The organism is Saccharothrix ecbatanensis, from assembly GCF_014205015.1.
Lineage (GTDB): Bacteria > Actinomycetota > Actinomycetes > Mycobacteriales > Pseudonocardiaceae > Actinosynnema > Actinosynnema ecbatanense.
This window is the reverse complement of the sequence record NZ_JACHMO010000001.1, coordinates 7182687-7201861: the sequence shown is the minus strand read 5'-3', so window position 1 is coordinate 7201861 and position 19175 is coordinate 7182687. Positions and strand designations below refer to the sequence as shown.

The window sequence follows — 19175 nt, the reverse complement described above, 5'->3', positions numbered from 1 at the left end:
GGCCGTCGCAGGCATTCGGCTCTCTGTCCGTCCCAACCGCTTGGAGTTTCACATGCCGGCCGTCGTGCTGATCGGTGCCCAGTGGGGCGATGAGGGCAAGGGCAAGGCAACGGACCTGCTCGGTGACCGGGTGCAGTGGGTCGTCCGGTACCAGGGCGGCAACAACGCGGGTCACACCGTCGTGCTGCCCACCGGGCAGAAGTTCGCCCTGCACCTGATCCCCTCCGGCATCCTCACCCCCGGTGTGACCAGCGTCATCGGCAACGGCGTCGTGGTCGACCCGGGCGTGCTGCTGGAGGAGTTGGCGGGCCTCGAAGTCCAGGGCGTCGACACCAGCAAGCTGCTCATCTCCGCGGACGCGCACTTGATCATGCCCTACCACGTGGCGATCGATAAGGTCACCGAGCGGTACCTGGGCAAGGCCAAGATCGGCACCACCGGTCGCGGCATCGGCCCGTGCTACCAGGACAAGATCGCCCGCGTCGGCGTGCGCGCGCAGGACCTGCTGGACGAGAAGATCCTCCGGCAGAAGGTCGAAGCGGCGCTGGACTTCAAGAACCAGGTGCTGGTCAAGGTCTACAACCGCAAGGCGTTGGACCCCGAGCAGGTGGTGGACAGCGTGCTGGAGCACGGCACCAAGTTCACCTCCCGGATCGCGGACACCCGCCTGCTGCTGAACCAGGCGCTGGAGCGCGGCGAGACGGTGCTGCTGGAGGGCTCGCAGGGCACGCTGCTCGACGTGGACCACGGCACCTACCCGTTCGTGACGTCGTCCAACCCGACCTCGGGCGGCGCGAGCGCCGGTTCGGGCATCGGGCCGACGAAGATCACCACGGTGATCGGCATCCTGAAGGCGTACACGACGCGGGTGGGTTCGGGGCCGTTCCCGACCGAGCTGAACGACGACATGGGCGAGCACCTGCGCAAGACCGGCGGCGAGTTCGGCGTGACGACCGGTCGGTCCCGGCGCACCGGCTGGTTCGACGCCGTGATCGCCCGTTACGCGGCGCGGGTCAACGGCATCACCGACTACTTCCTGACCAAGCTGGACGTGCTGTCCGGGCTGGAGAAGGTGCCGGTCTGCGTCGGCTACACGATCGACGGCGAGCGGGTCGACGAGATGCCGATGACGCAGACCGACGTGCACCACGCCGTGCCGGTGTACGAAGAGCTGCCGGGCTGGTTCGAGGACATCACGCACTGCCGCACGTACGAGGAACTGCCCGCGAACGCCCGTGCGTACGTCGAGCACCTGGAGCAGATCTCCGGCGCCCGGATGTCCGCGATCGGTGTGGGGCCGGGCCGTGAGCAGACCATCGTGCGGCACGACATCATCTGACCCTGCTGACCTCTGAACGGGAAGTGCCCCCGACGCCGAAGCGGTCGGGGGCACTTCCCGTTCAGAGGTCAGCCGTTGCGCGCTTCGACGGCGGTGTCGGGGTTGTCGGCGAACACGCCGTCCAGCCCGGCCGCGTAGAACTTCGCGTACTCGCCGAACGCGTTGCCGTACGCGGCCGGGTCGGTCGACGAGCGGAAGTCGGCCGGCAGGAACGTGTTCTCGTTGCGGAACGTCCAGGCGTGCACGACCAGGCCCTGGGCGTGCGCGTCACGCACCAGCGTGGTCGGCTGCTGGAGGAAGCCCGCCGCGTCACGCGGGATGACGAGGTCCTTCGCCGTGCCGACGCCGGACGCGTACGAACGGATTTCCCGCAGGCCCTCGACCGTCACCAGGTCGCGATAGGTGCGCTTGTCACCGGCCTTCACGAAGTCGTACGGCGCGCCCGACGAGTTGATCAGCTGCACCAGCGGCACCCGCAGCTTCGACTTGAGCTGCTTGAGGTTCGCCACCTCGAACGACTGCACGAACACCTTCGCGTTGGGCCGGTTGAGGCCCGCCCGGGTCAGCACGTCGACCAGGCGCTGCTCCAGCGGGAGCCCGATCTCCTGGAAGTACGTCGGGTGCTTGGTCTCCGGGTAGAGGCCGATGTCGCGCCCCAGCTCGCGGGACAGCCGCCGGGACAGGTCGATGACCTCCTCCAGCGTCGGCACCTGGAACCGGCCGTCGTAGAGCGTGTTGCGCGGCCGGACCTGCGGGATGCGCTCCTTGGCCCGCAGGGTCTTCAGCTCGGCGAGCGTGAAGTCCTCGGTGAACCAGCCGGTGATCGCGTCGCCGTCGATGACCTTGGTGGCCTTGCGCGCGGCGAACTCCGGGTGCGCCGCCACGTCCGTGGTGCCGCCGATCTCGTTCTCGTGCCGCGCGACCAGCTTGCCGTCCTTGGTCGCGACCAGGTCGGGCTCGATGTAGTCCGCGCCCATCCGCGCCGCCAGCTCGTACGCGGCCAGCGTGTGCTCGGGCCGGTACCCCGACGCGCCCCGGTGGCCGATCACCAGCGGGCCCTTGCGGGACGACGCCACCTCGGCGTCACCGCTCGCCGAAGCCGAAGGCAGCACCACCACCGCTGCCGCTACCGCAAGCGCCGCGAGCGCTGCCCCGACGATCTTCGTCCGCACCATCGACGACCTCCTCAGAGATACCTGAACGCGCGGCAGCCTCGTCGCGCACCGCGACGTCCTGGTCACCGTAGGGGGAAGTGCAGGCCACGTCACGGTGAACGCGTGGGGCCGAAGGCGTGATCGTCACTCCCTGGATATGGCCGCTTCCTCCAGGTCGAGTTCGCGGAGCACCCGGTACAGCACCTCGTCGTCGATCTGCCCGTCGTCGCGGGCCTGGACGAACACCTTGCGCTCGGCGGCCAGCATGGTGCGGCGCAACCGCCGGTACGACGCGGCCGGGCTCTCGTCCTCCTGCCGGCCGAGCCGCTCCCACGCCGCGTTGCCCCGGTGCTCGGCCATGATCCGCAGGCGTTCCACGACGTGCTCCGGCGTGCCGCTCTCGCCGCCGATCACCTCGTCCAGGGTCCGCACCGCGGCTTGCGCGGCGGCGTGCTGCACCTGCGCCTCGGCCAGCGCGTCGGTCCGCTCCTCGTCGCCCCGGAACCCGAGCTTGCGGATCACGAACGGCAGCGAGAGTCCCTGGATCAGCAGCGTGCCCACCGTGACCACGAACGCGCAGAACACGATCACGTCCCGGCCGGGCAGGTCGAGCGGCAGCGCGCTCGCCGCGGCCAGCGACACCACGCCCCGCATCCCGGCCCACGACAGCACGGTCACGCCACGCCACCCCGGCGAACCCTCGCGTTCCCGGATCCGTCGGGACAGCAGCGGCGGCAGGTACGCCGCCGGGTACATCCAGAGGAACCGCACCACGATCGTCGCCGCCAGCACGGCCGCCGCCGCCCACAGCAGCCCGGCGGTGATGTCCACGTCCCGCACCACGTTCCTCAGCTGCAAGCCGATCAGCGCGAACACGAACGACTCCAGCACCACGTCCACCGACCGCCACACCGCGGTGTCCTGGAGGCGCGTGTAGTACGAGCTGCGCGTGGCGTGGTGTCCGATGTAGAGGCCGGCGATGACGACCGCGAGCACACCGGAGGCGTGGAGCTCCTCGGCGAAGATGTACGCGCCGAACGGCACGAGCATCCCGAGCGCGCTCTCCATCACCCCGTCGTCGAGCCGGTCCCGGATCCACCGCACGCCGAAGCCGATCACCAACCCGACCAGCACGCCCCCACCCGCGCTGATCAGGAACGTGCGCGTGCCGTCGAGCCAGGTCGCGGTGGCGCCCGCGGCAGCGGCCACGGCGACCTTGTAGGCGGTCAACGCGGTCGCGTCGTTGATCAGGCTCTCGCCGGTGAGCAGCGTCATCGCCCGGCGCGGCAGGTGGAGCCGCTGTCCGATCGCGACCGCCGCCACCGCGTCCGGCGGCGCCACCACCGCGCCGAGCACCAGGGCCGCCGGGAGCGACAGTCCCGGCAGGACCAGGTGCGCGACCCAGCCCACGGCGAGCGTGGTGGCCAGGACCAGACCGACCGCGAGCAGGCCGATCGGCCGCAGGTTGGCCCGGATGTTGTGGAACGAGCTGTCCAGCGCGGCCGAGTAGAGCAGCGGCGCCAGCACCAGGACCAGGATCAGCTCCGGGTCCAGGGCGAACTCCGGCAGCCCGGGGATGAACGACACCGCCAGCCCCACGCCCACCAGCACCAGCGGCGCCGACCAGTTGAGCCGTTTGGCCCCCGCCCCGACGAGCAGCGCGCCCACGAGCAGAAGGAGCAGTTCCGGTCCGTGCATGGCGCAATCTTGCGTGATGATGGCCGGTATGACCTGTCCTCACGTCTCAGACCTGCCGCCGTCGGTCGACCCGGACAACCCCGAGGGCTGTGGGGACTGCCTCGCCGCCGGCGAGCGCAGCTGGGCGCACCTGCGGATCTGCCTCGGCTGCGGGCACGTGGCGTGCTGCGACTCCAGCCCCCGCCGGCACGCGACCGCGCACTTCGCCGCCTCCGGCCACCCCGTGATGCGCTCGTTCGAGCCGGGCGAGGACTGGCGCTGGTGCTTCCTCGACTCAAGGGTCGTCTGAACGTCTTTACAGTCCCTTTAGACGGTCGGTCTATGGCTGTGAACCGCGACACAAGTAGCTTCGGGTGCGCTTGAACCAGCGCGACACGAAGGGGTGCGCGTGGCGACCAAACCACAGGTCGATGTCGATGAACTGCTCGCCGAGCTGGACGAGGAGCGCCCGTCGCGCGCTTTGTCCCGCCGGTGGGAGCTGGGCGTGTGGGTGGCGGGTCTCGTCATCGCGGTGCTCGTGCTCAAGCAGGTGTTCTGGCCGTTCAGCAAGGGCAGCCAGTACTACTTGGTGATCTTCCTGGCGGTCACGCTGCCGCTGGTCTTCCTCTGCTACCGGCCGCGCGGGCGGCGTGGCGAGGGTGACGACCCCGGCGTCGTGGACTGGGTGGCGGCGGCCCTCGCGTTCGTGGTGGGCGCGTACCCCCTGTTCGGCGGGTTCGACGCGTTCCTCGACCGGCAGGGGCAGCTCACCACGCTGGACGTCATCGCCGGGTCGGTGCTGCTGGTGCTGATCCTGGAGGGGTGCCGGCGGACCACCGGCTGGGTGCTGCCGATCGTCTGCCTCGGGTTCATCGCGTTCGCCTACTACGGCGGGTTCCTGCCGCAGTCGTGGTCGATCTCGCACGCGGGCGTGGACTTCAGCCAGATCATCAGCGGCTTCTACAACGCCGCCACCGGGTTCTACGGGACGCCGCTGGACGTCGCCGCCACGTACATCGTGCTGTTCACCATCTACGGGTCGGTGCTGAACGCGTCCGGCGCCGGGGCGTTCTTCGTGGACATCAGCTTCTCCGCGTTCCGCAAGTCGCGGACCGCGCCCGGCCGCACCGCCGCCACGGCCGGTTTCCTGCTCGGCACCGTGTCCGGCTCCGGCACCGCGACGACCGTGTCGCTGGGCGCGGTGACGTGGCCGATGCTGAAGAAGGCGGGCTACCCCAAGGAGAACGCGGGCGGGCTGCTGGCCGCCGCCGGCATCGGGGCGATCCTGTCGCCGCCGACGCTGGGCGCGGCGGCGTTCATCATCGCCGAGTTCCTGGAGACGTCCTACCTCCAGGTGCTGATCTGGGCGATCCTGCCGACGCTGCTCTACTACCTGGGCATCGCGCTGGCCGTGGAGATCGACGCGCGGAAGTTCGGCGCCAAGCCGGTGGACATCGACTCGCCGAGCCCGTGGGCGCTGCTCAAGCGCGGCGGGTACCACTTCCTGTCGCTCGCGGTGATCGTGGTGTTCCTGGCGCTGGACATTCCGGTGTTCTCCGCCGTCGTCTACGCGACCGGTGTGGCGGCGCTGTTCGCGCTGATCGCCAAGCGCGGTGACGTGCGGGAATGGCTGCGGGCGATGGCGGACTCGCTGTCGGCGGGCGTGCGGTCGGCGTTGCCGGTCATCGCGGTGTGCGCGGCGGCGGGCGTGATCACGTCCACCATCACCAGGACCGGGCTGGGCCTGGAGCTGGCGTCGGCGCTGGTGGACCTGGCGGCCGCGATCTCGTCCGACCCGACCGTGGTCCTGTTCGTCACGGTGGTGCTGTCGGCGGTCGCGGTGAGCCTGCTCGGGCTGGCCGTGCCGGTGACCGCGTCGTTCATCATCTCGTGGGTCGTCATCGGGCCGGCGCTGATGGAGGTGGGCGTGGCGCCCGAGGAAGCGGCCATGTTCATCTTCTACTACGCGGTGTTGTCCGAGGTCACGCCGCCGACGGCGCTCGCCGCCGTGGCCGCCGCCGCCATCACCGGCGGCGACGTGATGAAGACGATGTGGCGGACGTGGAAGTACACGCTGCCCGCGTTCCTCGTGCCGCTCGCGTTCGTGCTGTCCGACAACGGCGCCGGGCTGCTGCTGCGCACGTCGCTCGTCGACGCGCTGTGGGTGTTCGCGGTCTCCGCGCTGGGGGTGGCGGCGTTGGCCGTCGTCACCGGCGGATGGCTGTTCCATCGTGCCCGGTGGCCGGAGCGCGTGCTGTGCGTGCCCGCCGCCGTGGCCCTGCTCTACCTGCAACCCGTCACCATCGCCGTCGGCCTGGGGTTCCTCGTGGTCGCCGTCGCGGTGCACATCGTCCTACCCAAGATCGTCAAACCGGAAAAGGAACAGCATGCGCAGCTGGACGCTTAAAGCCGCCGTCGGCGTGCTCTCGGTCGGCCTGCTCGCCGCCGGTTGCGGTGGCAAGCAGACGCCTGCCGCGAACAACGGCAACGCCGGCGGACCCGCCTGCGAGGCGGCGGACGGGCGGATCACCATCGCGACCGGCAACTCCGGCGGCGTGTACTACGTCGTCGGCGGCGGGTTGGCGAAGCTGATCAGCGAGAACACCAAGCTCAAGGCGACCGCCGCGGAGACCGGCGCGTCCGTGCAGAACATCCAGCAGCTGGTCGCCGGCGACTACGACATGGCGTTCTCGCTGGCCGACACGGCGGCGGACGCGGTCGCGGGCAAGGGGTCGTTCGAGGGCAAGCCGCAGCAGGTGCAGGCGCTGACCCGGCTCTACCCGAACTACACGCAGGTCCTCGTGCGGGCCGACGCCGGGATCAACTCGGTGGCCGACATGCGCGGCAAGCGGATCTCCACCGGATCGCCCAAGTCGGGCACCGAGGTGATCGCCAACCGGCTGCTGACCGCGGCCGGGCTGAACCCGGAGACCGACGTCCAGGCGCAGCGGCTCGACCTGGCCAAGACCGCGGACGGGATGAAGGACGGCAGCATCGACGGGCTCGTGTGGTCCGGCGGCCTGCCCACCGCGCAGATCACCGACCTCACCACGTCGTTGAAGGACAAGGTCAAGTTCATCGACATCACGCCGCAGCTGGACGCGTTGAAGAAGGTCAACGAGGTGTACGACCGGGGCACCATCCCGGCGACCACCTACGGGCAGCCGGAGGGCGTGGCGACCGTGGTCGTGCCCAACGTCCTGCTCGTGCGGTCGGACTTCCCGGAGGCCAACGCGTGCGCCGTCACCAAGCTCATCTACGCGAAGAAGTCGGAGCTGGAAGCGGTGCACCCGGCGGCGAAGGACATCCGCGAGGAGAAGGCCGGGATGACCGACCCGGTGCCGCTGCACCCCGGCTCGCTGGACGCACTGGGCGGCTGACCGGCCGGGTCATCGGTTCACGTCGGCACGTACCTCGGCGTCCATGCCGAGGAGGAAGCCGGCGCCTTGAACCCGTGGCGTCGCTTCAGCAGTTACGACGTTAGTGTGTGAAGCATGGTGGCGGGGTCGGTGGTGAAGCGGGCGTTCCGGTTCCGCTTCCATCCGACTTCGGCGCAGGAAGTGGAGTTGTTGCGGACGTTCGGGTGTGTGCGGGTGGTGTACAACCGGGCGTTGGAGGCCCGCACTGCGGCGTGGTTCGGCGAGCACCGTCGGGTGAATTACGTGCAGACGTCGGCGCTGCTGACGGAGTGGAAGAAGACCGAAGGGCTGACGTTTCTTAACGAGGTGTCGTCGGTGCCGTTGCAGCAGTCGTTGCGGCACTTGCAGTCGGCGTTCGCGGCGTTCTGGGAGAAGCGGTCCCGCTATCCGCGGTTCAAGTCCCGTAAGCGGGGCAGGGCGTCGGCGGAGTACACGCGGTCGGCGTTCCGTTGGCGTGACGGGCCGTTGACGTTGGCGAAGATGGACGGGCCGCTGGAGATCGTGTGGTCCAGGCCGTTGCCGGAGGGTGCCGAGCCGTCCACGGTGACGGTGTCGCGTGACCCGGCCTGGCGGTGGCACGTGTCGATCCTGGTCGAGACCACCGTCGCCCACGCCCCACCCGTCGACCGTGTCGTGGGCGTCGACGCGGGGATCACCTCCCTGGTCACCCTCTCCACCGGGGAGAAGATCACCAACCCGAGGCACGAGCGGCGGGATCGGGAACGCCTGGCCCGCGCGCAGCGGGCGCTGGCCCGCAAGGAGAAGGGCTCCGCGAACCGGGCCAAGGCGCGGCTGCGGGTGGCGCGTGTCCATGCCCGTATCGCCGACCGGCGTCGGGATTTGTTGCACAAGTTGACCACTCGACTCGTCCGGGAGAACCAACTGGTCGTGATCGAGGATCTGGCGGTCCGCAACATGCTGCGCAACCGGTCGTTGGCCCGTGCGATCTCCGACGTGTCATGGTCGGAGTTGCGGTCGATGCTGGAGTACAAGTGCGACTGGTACGGCCGTGACCTGGTCGTGGTCGACCGCTGGCTGCCCAGCTCGAAGACGTGCTCGGACTGTGGGCATCTGCTCGACACGCTGCCGCTGCACGTCCGGGTCTGGGCCTGCGACTGCGGGGCACTGCACGATCGCGACGTCAACGCCGCGAAGAACGTCCTGGCCGCCGGGCTGGCGGTCACCGCCTGTGGAGACGGTGTCAGACCGACCCGACGCTAGTCGGCGAGGCAACCGTCACAACCTCCCTCGGGAGAAGAAGCAGGAACTGCCGGGCGCGAGCCCGATGGGCAATCCCCTCCCGTCAGGGAGAGGAGGAGTCAACTAGGCTTCCGCACCGTGCTGTCGCTGCGTGTCCTGGTCATCGGGTCTGGCGCCCGTGAACATGCCCTTGTCCTCGCTTTGTCGCGGGATCCTTCGGTGGTCGCGTTGGCCTGTGCGCCGGCCAACGCCGGTATCGCCGGGGTCGCCGAGACGTACGGGGTCGACGTCACCGATGCGGCGGCCGTCGCGGCGCTGGCCAAGGAGTGGAACGCCGACCTGGTCGTGGTCGGGCCGGAGCAGCCCCTGGTGGCGGGTGCGGCGGACGCCGTGCGCGCGATCGGGATCCCCTGCTTCGGCCCGTCGGCCTCGGCGGCCCGGATCGAGGGGTCCAAGGCGTTCGCGAAGGACGTCATGACCGCCGCGGGCGTGCCGACGGCGACGTCCGAGGTGGTGGACAACCCGGCGCGGCTCGACTCGGCGCTGAACCGCTTCGGCCCGACGTGGGTGGTGAAGGACGACGGTCTGGCGGCCGGCAAGGGCGTGGTGGTCACGACCGACCGCGCCGTGGCCCGCGCGCACGCCATGACGCTGCTCGACCACGGTCACCCCGTGCTGCTGGAGTCGTTCCTGGACGGGCCGGAGGTGTCGCTGTTCTGCCTGGTGGACGGCGCCGCCGTGGTCCCGCTGCTGCCCGCGCAGGACTTCAAGCGCGTCGGCGACGGCGACTCGGGCCCGAACACCGGCGGCATGGGCGCGTACTGCCCGTTGCCCTGGGCTTCACCCGATCTGGTGGACTCCATCGTGGCGACCTGCGTGCAGCCGGTCGTGGACGAACTGGCGCGCCGCGACACCCCGTTCACCGGCCTGCTGTACGCGGGCCTGGCCCTGACCACGACCGGGCCGCAGGTCATCGAGTTCAACTGCCGGTTCGGCGACCCGGAGACCCAGGCCGTGCTGGCCCTGCTCCGGACCCCGCTGGCAGGTCTCTTCCACGCCGCGTCGACCGGCACTCTCGGCACCGCGCCCGCGCTGGACTGGGCAGAGGGCTACGCGGTGACGGTCGTGGTGGCGGCCGAGGGCTACCCGGGCCGTCCGCGCACGGGTGACGTGGTGACCGGCGCGGAGGCGGACGGCGTGCTGCACGCCGGCACCCGTCGCCGCGAGGACGGCGCCGTCGTGTCCACCGGTGGCCGGGTCCTGTCGGTCGTCGGCACGGGCGCGACGCTGACCGAGGCACGGACAGACGCCTACCGCCGGTTGGAAGGCGTCCACCTGACCGGCTCGCACCACCGCACCGACATCGCGTTGCGTGCGGCGACCGGCGACATCGACGTCCCCTAGAACCGCTCGCGGACTTCCTCGGCGAGCTTCTTCGCCACAGGTGCGAACTCCCGGCCGAAGTCGTCGGGGTCCGTGCCCGCCCAGCTTTCGTTGGGTCGCAGGCGCACCGACGTGCGGCCGATCAGGAACGTGTAGTTCAGGTATTCGATCGGCCGCACGCACGGCTTGGCGTCACCGATCTCCTGGTCCACCGGCACCGGCTCCCCGAGGATCGCGCCGGCCGGGTTGTCGGGGTCGCACTGGTAGGAGTGGGCCGACTTGGCCTGTGCGTCCGTGCGGAACGTCTCGAACGTGACGGTGAGGATGCGCGAAGCGTCCCGGCTGGTGGAGAAGCGGTCGCTGGAGCTGCGGGTGCACTGCTGCTCGATCGCCGGGAGGCGGCCGATGCCGTGGTAGTCGCGGGCGGTCTCGTGCGCCGAGGTGTCGTCGACCTCGACCCGGCCCGAGTCCGGCTTGCCGGTCAGTTCGGTGAACAGTTCCGCTGTGAGCACGTCACAGGCGAACGGCAGGGCTTCGTAGCCGCCGGTGAAGGCGTAGGAGCTGTGGCTGCTCGGGCCCTTGGCCAGGGCGGCGGCGACCAGGTCGGTCAGCTTGCCGAACACCGTCGCGACGGGGACACCCGCGACGTCACCGGTGATCCGGCCCATGATCAGGGTCGCGGCGAACCGTGAGTCGACGTTGCCGATCTCGGCGAAGAACTGGTCGTCCTCGTGTTCGGCGACCACGTCCAGCCCGGAGGAGCGCGGTGTTTCCCCCGGCCGGCGGCTCGGCATGCTGTTGAAGGGCAGCTGCGCGATGGCGAGAGTGATGTAGGCGTCGTCGCGGTCCCCGGTGCGGATCCAGTAGCCGCAGTCGGTCAGCGGATCGAGGTCGTGGACCTTGCTGAGCGTGGCGCGGTCCGGGGTGAGCGAGGTGGGCAGGTAGGCCGCTTCGCGGTAGTCGGTCGTGTCTTCCGGGAAGCCGAGATCGGCCAGCCCGGCGCGCGGGAGGACGGCGCACGCGTCGAACGCCGGCGTGGTGCCGTAGGTGACGGGTCCTTCTTCGATGCGCTGGACGAGCACGTTCCGTTCCGGAGGTCGCACGTCCTCCACCGGTGTGGTGGTGGGTGTGGCTTTCGGGTCGTCGGACGACCGGAGCACGATGACGGCGGTGATCCCAGCCGCCAGCACCACGACTGCGACGAGTGCCGCGACGATCTTCCCGGCCTTCTTCTTCGGTGGCGGTGGCGGCGGTCCGTAGTTGAACGGCTGGTAGTACTGCGGTGCGTTCATCCGACCCCCTGTGCGACACGGCCTGCCCCCCGGCAGGTGCGGCGATCATGGCGAACAGCCCGCGTTTCGCGCAGCGCTTTGGCCAGTGGTTCTCGCCAACGGATGATCAACAGGCGGCCGCGGACCCGGCGGGAACCATCGTGGGGGTTTCTTCGTCCAACCTCAGGCTCGGCTCACGTGGTCGTTGGTAGCCTCGGACCGGGTTCGATCCGTCACCGACCGTACGGGGGTAGGACGTCGTGGAACAGGAGAGCGGCCTACTAGGAGCCGTCGCCGCGGTGGGAGGGACCATCGGCAAGGCAGTCGGCGACATGTTCGCGGCTGAGAAGCGACTGGGCGCGACGATGGCCGCCGGTCCCGGCTCCGGCCAGAAGTTCGAAGTGACCGAGGAAACCGTCCTCCAGGCCGCAAGGATCATCAATGATCAGAGAGTGGCGCTCCGTGAAGCGCTCGAGGGCGCGGTCACAGATCTGACCGTGAACCTGAACAACCCCGACGAAGTGAACGCCGACATCGCCGCCGCGTGGAACTCCCGCCTGGTCGACGGCGACGACTCGTACGCGGCGCGCATCGAGCAGTACACGCTGAGCCTCGGCGGCCTGGTAAAGCAGCTGCGTGGTGCGGCCATCCAGTACAAGTTCACCGAAGAAGAAGTGACCGCTGCTCTGGGGGCTGCTGGTGCGTCCAAGTAGTGCGGTGGTGTCGGCCGGTGTCCTGATCGCCGTGCTCGCCGGGTGCTCGACCGGTGAGCCTGGTGAAGCCCAGCCTGTTCCGTCAACCGGATCCACGACCAGCGAGTCGGTCAAGCCGACCACGTCCAAGCCGGCGCGGCCGAAGGAACTCAAGGTCGATGGAATCGATCCCTGCGCGACGTTCACAGCCGCACAGCGGAGTGAACTGAAGATCAACGAGACGTCGACCAAGCCGCTCGATGTGCTGACCAACGACAAGCCGGTGCCGACTTGTCGTAACCGGGCCGATGGCGACACGATGTCCAGCTACAACGTCTCCCTGATCTCCGGAGTGGGGATCGATCACTGGGAAGGCGGTAGCAACCTCGATGTCGTTGCCAAGACTGTCGCCGGGTTTGCGGCCTACCAGTACAAGCTGGCCGGGACTTCCGAGGCCTATTGCTCCTACGCCGTCGACGTGGCGGACAAGCAGCAACTCGTAGTTCAGTTCTTTCCGATCGGTGATGGCTTCACGCAGGACCAGATGTGTCAGAACGCCGCCAAGGGCGCTGAGTTGGCGCTTGCGACCTTGCAAACGCTGAAGTGAGGGGGAGTTGTGACCGGCTTCAGGGAGATCAAGGATTTCCGCTTCCAGGGGTATGACAACCCGGGGCTCGCCGCCTTGGTGGAGCAGTTCAAGTCCGGAGACGCCGCGCAGAAGTTCAGCAGCGCCTCGCACGCGCTGCGCCAGTTGGCCGCGACCTTGGACGAGACCGACGAGACCTTGCGCACCGAGCTGAAGAAGCTCGGCATCGACTGGCAGGGTGCGGCGGGCGAGAACGCGGGGCAGGCGGTCACCGTTTCGGCTGACGTGGCGACCACCGGCACCGAAGCGGCCCAGCAGAATTCGCAGGCGACTGCGGTGCAGGGCGCTAACCACAGTCAAACGCGCAATAGTATGCCTGAGCCGCAGAAGTTGCGTGGTGACACGGATACGAACTTCATGGACGACGTCGGCGGTTTCTTCGGGTACGAGACCGATCACGCCCAGGAAGTCAAGGCGACGCAGGCCGCGCGTGAGCAGACGATCCGCGGGCTCGATCAGTACACCGATGCCAGTCGTGACGCGCTCAACCAGTACCAGGGCATGAACAAGCCGCCGCAGTTCGATGTGACGACGGCTTCCAGCGTCAGCACGCCGGTCGCGCCGGTCGTCCAGCCCGGCGGCGGGGTGCCCGGGGTCACCGGTGGCCTGCCCGGCGGCGGGGTGCCGGGTGGCACGGGGTACACGCCCGGTGGCACGGTCGGGCTGCCGCCGCAGGTGCCCGGTCAGCTGCCTGGCGGCTCCACCGGTCTCCTGCCGCCCGGCACGACGGGTGTCCCGCCGGTCGTGCCGCCCACCGCGCTGGGCAAGGCCGTTCCCTCCAACCTCGGGTTGGGGCTGGGGCTCGGTCTGACCGCCGGCTTGGGCTTGGGCCTCGCGGCCACTCAGGCGCGTGGGTCGCGGTTGGTGCGCAACCCGTCCACGGCCGTGCCCGGTGGCGGCAAGGCGCCTGACGGTCCTGGCAGTGGCAAGGGCACTGGCGGCGGTACCGGTGGCGCCGGCGGCGGCAAGGGTGGCGCTCCGGGGGCTCCCATCCCGTTGACGGGCAAGTCCGGCATCTCCGCGACCATCGGCGCCATCGACCCCGACGAGCGCTTGCACGGTCGTGGCGGTGCGGGCGCCGCGGCGGGCAAGGCCGGTGTCGGCGGCTCGATGATGCAGCCCGCCGCGACCGCCAAGGGCGGCCCTGGCGAGGAGGACGGCGAGCACGTCCGCAAGTACGGCGTGGACTCCGACGACGTGTTCGGCGACGAGCGGATGGTTGTGCAGTCGGTCATCGGCGACGAGCCCGAGAAGAAGTGAAGTGAGCGGCACGGTTGTCCTCTCCACGCTGGAGTTCGACGTCGCGTGGGAGGGAGAGCGGCTTGCCCGGCGCAACGTCGCGTTGGACGTGCCGAGCCCGGGCATCACGCACACCGAGCGGGCGGTGCTGGTCGACCAGGCCTGGCACTCGCTCGCGTCGCGCGGGTTGGCGGAGAACCGGCGGCTGACGCCCGAGTTGGCCGACGCGTTCTCCCTGCTGGCCAACCCGCAGATGTCGATCGACCTCTGGATCTGGGTCGACCGCCGCAAGATCAAGGGTCTTGCGGCGGCGGCCGGTGACGCGGGCATGCTCGCGGTGGTGGACGGCGACGAGGTGTGGCTGATCGAGTCACGCGCCGGCGCGCTGGCCGAGGCGGCCGTGTCGGTGGCCGGTGACATGCCCGCCGGCCAGGGACGGTCCATCAGCCTGCCGAACGACCTGCTGCGCACGGCGTCCGACGAGGCCGGCCGGGACGCGGAGAAACTGGTCCTCGCGTTGGAGCGGCACGGGTTGCCGTTGCACGAGGCGCAGGAACTGGCCGGCATGTGCGACGGGATGAGCACCCGCGGCCAGCTCGGGGTCGAACGCGCCCAACGCGGTGGGCCGCCCGTGCGTGCCGGCCGGGTGGTCGCATGGCACGACACCCCGTCCGGTCGCTACCTGCACCAGGTCCGGCCCAGTTCGGACGGTCGCAGTTGGAGCACCATCACCCCGATCGACAACGCCCGGCTTGCCGGCTGCGTGTGGGAGTTGCTGCAAGAAATTTGAGTTCCCCGGCAGATACGGAACCCGGACGTCCTCCAGTACGTCTGTTCCGTGCGGGCCTGGGGGGCCGGAGCAATGCCCGCTGTCATCCGGGAGTGACGTCTGGTGACCAAAGCGACCCTCAGCGCTACCGCGTTCCGCACCGCCTGGGAACACCTGGACCTCGGCGCCATGCCGATCGTCCTGCACGTCCAGGACGAGCCCGCGCCGTGGAGCCACCTGACCGAACCGGGACTGGCCCGCGGCGGTGAACTGGACCCCTGGCTGGGCGCGGCGTTCAAGCTCATCGCGTACCCGCCGCGCTCGGCCGACCTGCGGCTGGGCATCGGCAGATCGGCGGTCAGGGCGTTAGCAGCGTCCAGCGCGAACGCGCCCAGCGCGACCACGTCCAGCGCGAACGCGCCCAGCGCGACCACGTCCAGCACCACCGCGTCCACGGGCAGCACCGGGTCGCTGCTGGCCGTCCTCACCGGTGACGTCCTCACCGTGAGCGAGGTGGACGTCGACCTTGCCACCGCGCTCGTCGGGCTGCTGCCGCGCCTGCCGGACGGTCGGGTCGGCGCGCCGGACCTCCGCGGCCAGTTCGGCGCCGCCGCGATCGACCGGAGTGGACGGCGGACACGGGCGGCGGACGTGGTCGACTTCCACGGCCCCGCCGATCCCGACGTGCTCCGGGCGAGGATCACCGCGCTGCTTGATCAACTCCTCTAGGGATGGTCCGCAAGGGACGGACGGGACGGGGACGGGGACGGGACGGATGGGACGGACGGGACGGGACGGGACGGGACGGGACGGGGACGAGGCGGGACGGACGGGGACGAGGCGGGGACGGGACGGACGGGTTCCGGTGCGGGCGGCGGTTGGCCGGGCCGGTGTCCGTCAGCCCGTCTATTAGCCTGACCTGCATGCTGAGTGTTGCCGGGCGGGCGGATGTGCCTCCTTTTCACGTCATGGAGGTGTTGTCCGCCGCGGCCCGGCGGCAGCGGACGGTCGGGGACGTGGTGTCGCTCGCGGCCGGTCAGCCGTCCAGCCCCGCGCCCGCGCCCGTGTTGGCCGCCGCTCAGCGCGCCCTGCGGGAGCAGACCCTCGGGTACACCGAGCAGCTCGGGATCGTGGAGCTGCGCGAAGCCCTGGCGGGCCACTACTTCCGGCAGTACGGCCTGGAGATCTCGGCTGACGACGTCGTGGTGACGACCGGGTCGTCCGGGGCGTTCCTGTTGGGGTTCCTCGCTTCCTTCGAGGCCGGTGACCGGGTCGCGCTGGCCCGGCCCGGCTACCCGGCCTACCGCAACATCCTGCGGGCGCTGGGGTGTGACGTGGTCGAACTGCCCTGCGGGCCGGAGACCCGCTTCCAGCCCACCGTGGCGATGCTGGACGACGTGGTGCGCGAGACCGGGCCGCTAGCCGGGCTGGTGGTGGCCAGTCCCGCCAATCCGACGGGCACGGTGCTGGCGCCCGACGAGCTGGCCGGGTTGGCCGGCTGGTGCGCCGAGCACGGCGTCCGGTTGGTCAGCGACGAGATCTACCACGGCATCAGCTACGGCACGCCGCTCGCGTGCGCCTGGGAGACCTCCCGGGAATCCATCGTGGTCAACTCCTTCTCCAAGACCTTCGCCATGACCGGCTGGCGGTTGGGGTGGATGGTGCTGCCGGCCGACCTGCGCCGGGCGGTGGACCGGTTGACGGGCAACTTCACGCTCTGCCCGCCCGCGCTGGCCCAGTACGCGGCCGTCGCGGCGTTCGAGCCCGAGTCGTACGCGCAGACCGAGCGCCTGGTCGAGGGGTACCGCCTCAACCGGGACGTGCTGCTCAAGGGCCTGGCCGACCTCGGCATCGACAAAGTCGCCCCCGCCGACGGCGCCTTCTACGCCTACGCCGACATCTCGCACCTCACCGACGACTCGATGGACTTCTGCCGCCGCCTGCTTGACGACACCGGGGTCGCGATCGTGCCGGGCATCGACTTCGACCCGGTGCGCGGGCACGAGCACATCCGGCTGTCCTTCGCCGGCGCGGCCCACGACATCGAGGAGGCGTTGCGGCGGTTGGGGCCTTGGTTGTCGTCATCATGATGACAGTTGTACCCGTGATCGGCCGGGTTTGGGGGAACTGATCACGGGTGCCACACGTTCGGGTGGCATGGTGCGCATAATCCTGTGGCTGCTCGGGATCTGGCTCGTGATCACGGTGCTCGGCGCCGTCATCGAAGGCGTCTTCTGGCTCGCCGTCGTCGGTGGCGTGCTGTTCCTCGGCACCGCCGCGTACGGCGCGATCAAGAGCGGCAAGCGCCCGAAGGGCATCAAAGGGCCCTGACAAGGCCTGATCGGGCCGGGATTTCCGCCCCGAGGTGGTAAATCGCCGACCTGGGCCGCACCATGGGTCGGTGTTCGAGACCGATGACCGCCGCCTCGCCCGATGGGAGCAGCGGGCCGAGTGGCCGCTGACCGCCCTCGCCGTCGTCTTCCTGCTCGTCTACGGGTGGCAGGTCCTCGACAACCGCGCGACGTCCGGCCTGCACCAGGTGCTGGAGGTCGTCCTCTGGCTGGTCTGGCTGGTGTTCGCGGTGGACTACGCCGTTCGGCTGAAGCTCGCCGTGGACAAGCGGAAGTTCCTCCTGACCCACTGGTTCGACCTGCTCGCGGTGCTGCTGCCGATGGTCCGCCAGTTGCGGGTGCTGCGGCTGATCAGCGTCCTCAAGGTGCTCAACCGCCGCATCGCGGGCAATTTCCGGCAACGCGTCGGCGTCTACGCCGCGGGCATCACCCTCCTGGTCGGCGTGTGCGCGTCACTGGCCGTGCTGGACGCGGAACGCAACCACCCGGACGCCACCATCACCACCTTCGGCGACGCCGCCTGGTGGACGCTGACCACGATCTCCACCGTCGGTTACGGCGACCGCTACCCCCTCACCTGGGAGGGTCGCCTGGTCGCCGCGCTGCTCATGATCGGCGGCATCGCCCTGCTGGGTGTCATCACCGGCACGATCGCGTCCTGGCTGGTCGAGCGGATGAGCGGCGTGGAGGACTCGGTGGCCGACGCCGAGCAGGCCACGCTGGCCGAACTACGCCTGGTCCGGGCGGAGCTGGCCGAACTGCGCGAGGAACTGCGGGCGACGAAGACCTGAGGCGAAGACCTGAGGCGAAGACCTGAGGCGAAGACCTGAGGCGAAGACCTGAGGCGAAGACCTGAGGCGAAGACCCAGGGCCGAAGAACTTCAGCTCGCCGACCCGATCCGCCGCAAAGCCTCCGTCACGTCCTCCGTGCGCAAGTCGCGGTGCAACACGAACCGCACCTTGCCCGCCATAGGCCCGGCGTACACGCCCAAGTGCCGCAACCCGGTCAACGTCCTCTCCAGGTCCGGCACGCCGGCCAGCACGATGTTCGTCTCCGGCGGGTCCACCAGCCAGCCCAGCTCCACCAGGCCCTGGGTCAACGTGCGGGCGTTCGCGTGGTCCTGCGCCAAGTCGTCGATCCGGTCCAGCCCGATCAGGCCCGCGGCGGCCAGCACGCCACCCTGCCGGACGCCGCCGCCGAGCATCTTCCGCACCCGCCGCGCCTCCGCCACGAACGACGACGACCCGGCCACCACCGATCCGACCGGCGCACCGAGCCCTTTGGACAGGCAGACCTGCACCGTGTCCACCCCGACCGTCAACGCCGCCGGCGGCAGGCCCAGCGCCACGGCCGCGTTCCACAACCGCGCGCCGTCCAGGTGCACCCGAAGGCCGGTCTCCCGCGCCGCCGACACCAGCAGGGCGTGCTCATCGGGCTGCGTCACCGACCCACCGGACGCGTTGTGCGTGTTCTCCAGGCACAAGAGCGTGGTGCGCAGCGTGTAGTACGGCCCGGACGTGCCCGCAGCCGCACGCACCGCATCGGGAGACACACGGCCAGGTCCCGCGTCGCATTCCAGCGGATGCGGCATACCGCCCGCGATCCACGCGGCCGTGCCGAGTTCGTTGTCGAGCACGTGCGCGCCGCGCGGCGCCAGGAACCGGTCGCCGGGACGCAGGTGCACGGTCAACGCGATCAGGTTGCCCATCGATCCGGACGGCACCCACAACGCCGCTTCCACGCCCAACAGGTCCGCGACGCGCTCTTCGAGCAGCTTCATGGTGGGGTCGTGGTCGAGCACGTCGTCGGCGACCTCGGCGGCCGACATGGCGAGTCTCATGGCCTCGTCCGGCCGGGTGACGGTGTCGGAGCGGAAGTCGAGCGGTGCGAGCTGGGTCACGAATGGATCACATCACACCGGGCAAGCCCTGTCCCGGTCGCGCCGGCGGTACCACGATGGGGGGTGACCCAAGTCTCCCGGAACGGGCGTGCAACCGTGAGCGCCATTGGTTCCGTCCGGTAAGTGCAAGCACG

Annotated in this window: 18 protein-coding genes; 14 read left to right on the top strand and 4 right to left on the bottom strand. The window is 69.9% G+C overall.

Translation table 11 applies throughout. The features are described from left to right. Positions 1-52 precede the first annotated feature (52 nt). A complete protein-coding gene (locus F4560_RS31220; protein ID WP_184926218.1) occupies positions 53-1339 on the top strand; it encodes an adenylosuccinate synthase in 1287 nt (428 codons plus the stop codon). A 68-nt stretch (positions 1340-1407) separates the two neighbouring features. Here the strand turns inward: F4560_RS31220 and F4560_RS31215 are convergent, their stop codons facing one another. Continuing rightward, positions 1408-2514, bottom strand: coding sequence for a glycerophosphodiester phosphodiesterase (locus tag F4560_RS31215; protein WP_184926216.1), 1107 nt, complete (start codon positions 2512-2514; stop codon positions 1408-1410). 123 nt (positions 2515-2637) lie between these two features. Continuing rightward, positions 2638-4191: a Na+/H+ antiporter gene (locus F4560_RS31210; RefSeq protein WP_184926213.1), complete on the bottom strand. Its 1554-nt coding sequence runs from the start codon at positions 4189-4191 to the stop codon at positions 2638-2640. A 28-nt stretch (positions 4192-4219) separates the two neighbouring features. Here F4560_RS31210 and F4560_RS31205 point away from each other — a divergent pair, with 28 nt between their 5' ends. The 5 genes from F4560_RS31205 (at position 4220) to purD (ending at position 10193) form a co-directional block, all read left to right on the top strand. After that, positions 4220-4480: a UBP-type zinc finger domain-containing protein gene (locus F4560_RS31205; RefSeq protein ID WP_221483699.1), complete on the top strand. Its 261-nt coding sequence runs from the start codon at positions 4220-4222 to the stop codon at positions 4478-4480. Between the two features lie 99 nt (positions 4481-4579). Next, on the top strand, positions 4580-6577 hold the full coding sequence (locus F4560_RS31200; RefSeq protein WP_184926211.1) for a TRAP transporter permease: 1998 nt from the start codon (positions 4580-4582) through the stop codon (positions 6575-6577). Next, positions 6558-7550 (top strand): TAXI family TRAP transporter solute-binding subunit, encoded by a 993-nt coding sequence (locus F4560_RS31195; RefSeq protein WP_184926208.1) that lies wholly within the window; start codon positions 6558-6560, stop codon positions 7548-7550. The genes F4560_RS31200 and F4560_RS31195 overlap by 20 nt, the downstream gene beginning before the upstream one ends. 114 nt (positions 7551-7664) lie before the next feature. Continuing rightward, the gene (locus tag F4560_RS31190) at positions 7665-8810 is read left to right on the top strand and encodes an RNA-guided endonuclease InsQ/TnpB family protein (RefSeq protein WP_246477904.1); all 1146 of its coding nucleotides are present in this window, start codon (positions 7665-7667) and stop codon (positions 8808-8810) included. A gap of 126 nt (positions 8811-8936) precedes the next feature. Continuing rightward, on the top strand, positions 8937-10193 hold the full coding sequence (gene purD, locus F4560_RS31185) for a phosphoribosylamine--glycine ligase (RefSeq protein WP_184929499.1): 1257 nt from the start codon (positions 8937-8939) through the stop codon (positions 10191-10193). On the opposite strand, the gene F4560_RS31180 is transcribed toward purD, so the two are convergent. Beyond that, complete coding sequence (locus F4560_RS31180) at positions 10190-11464, bottom strand: hypothetical protein (protein WP_184926206.1); 1275 nt, start codon at positions 11462-11464, stop codon at positions 10190-10192. The two genes, purD and F4560_RS31180, sit on opposite strands and share 4 nt — an antisense overlap. Positions 11465-11703: 239 nt before the next feature. On the opposite strand from F4560_RS31180, the gene F4560_RS31175 reads away from it, so the two are divergent. The 8 genes from F4560_RS31175 to F4560_RS31140 all read left to right on the top strand — a co-directional run bounded on the left by F4560_RS31175 (position 11704) and on the right by F4560_RS31140 (position 17931). Further along, positions 11704-12156: a hypothetical protein gene (locus tag F4560_RS31175; protein ID WP_184926204.1), complete on the top strand. Its 453-nt coding sequence runs from the start codon at positions 11704-11706 to the stop codon at positions 12154-12156. Between the two features lie 7 nt (positions 12157-12163). Further along, entirely contained in the window at positions 12164-12742 is a 579-nt protein-coding gene (locus tag F4560_RS31170; RefSeq protein WP_184926202.1) for a DUF3558 domain-containing protein, read from the top strand. Positions 12743-12751: 9 nt separating this feature from the next. Then, on the top strand, positions 12752-14041 hold the full coding sequence (locus F4560_RS31165; protein ID WP_184926200.1) for a PPE domain-containing protein: 1290 nt from the start codon (positions 12752-12754) through the stop codon (positions 14039-14041). Position 14042: 1 nt separating this feature from the next. After that, entirely contained in the window at positions 14043-14810 is a 768-nt protein-coding gene (locus F4560_RS31160; protein ID WP_184926198.1) for an ESX secretion-associated protein EspG, read from the top strand. Positions 14811-14912: 102 nt separating this feature from the next. Next, positions 14913-15518, top strand: coding sequence for an ESX secretion-associated protein EspG (locus F4560_RS31155; protein WP_184926196.1), 606 nt, complete (start codon positions 14913-14915; stop codon positions 15516-15518). Positions 15519-15712: 194 nt separating this feature from the next. Next, entirely contained in the window at positions 15713-16879 is a 1167-nt protein-coding gene (locus tag F4560_RS31150; RefSeq protein ID WP_184926194.1) for a pyridoxal phosphate-dependent aminotransferase, read from the top strand. Positions 16880-16946: 67 nt separating this feature from the next. Continuing rightward, complete coding sequence (locus tag F4560_RS31145) at positions 16947-17120, top strand: hypothetical protein (protein ID WP_184926192.1); 174 nt, start codon at positions 16947-16949, stop codon at positions 17118-17120. Between the two features lie 70 nt (positions 17121-17190). Continuing rightward, positions 17191-17931: a potassium channel family protein gene (locus F4560_RS31140; RefSeq protein ID WP_184926190.1), complete on the top strand. Its 741-nt coding sequence runs from the start codon at positions 17191-17193 to the stop codon at positions 17929-17931. Between the two features lie 90 nt (positions 17932-18021). On the opposite strand, the gene F4560_RS31135 is transcribed toward F4560_RS31140, so the two are convergent. Continuing rightward, complete coding sequence (locus F4560_RS31135) at positions 18022-19041, bottom strand: threonine aldolase family protein (protein WP_184926188.1); 1020 nt, start codon at positions 19039-19041, stop codon at positions 18022-18024. Positions 19042-19175: the final 134 nt, after the last annotated feature.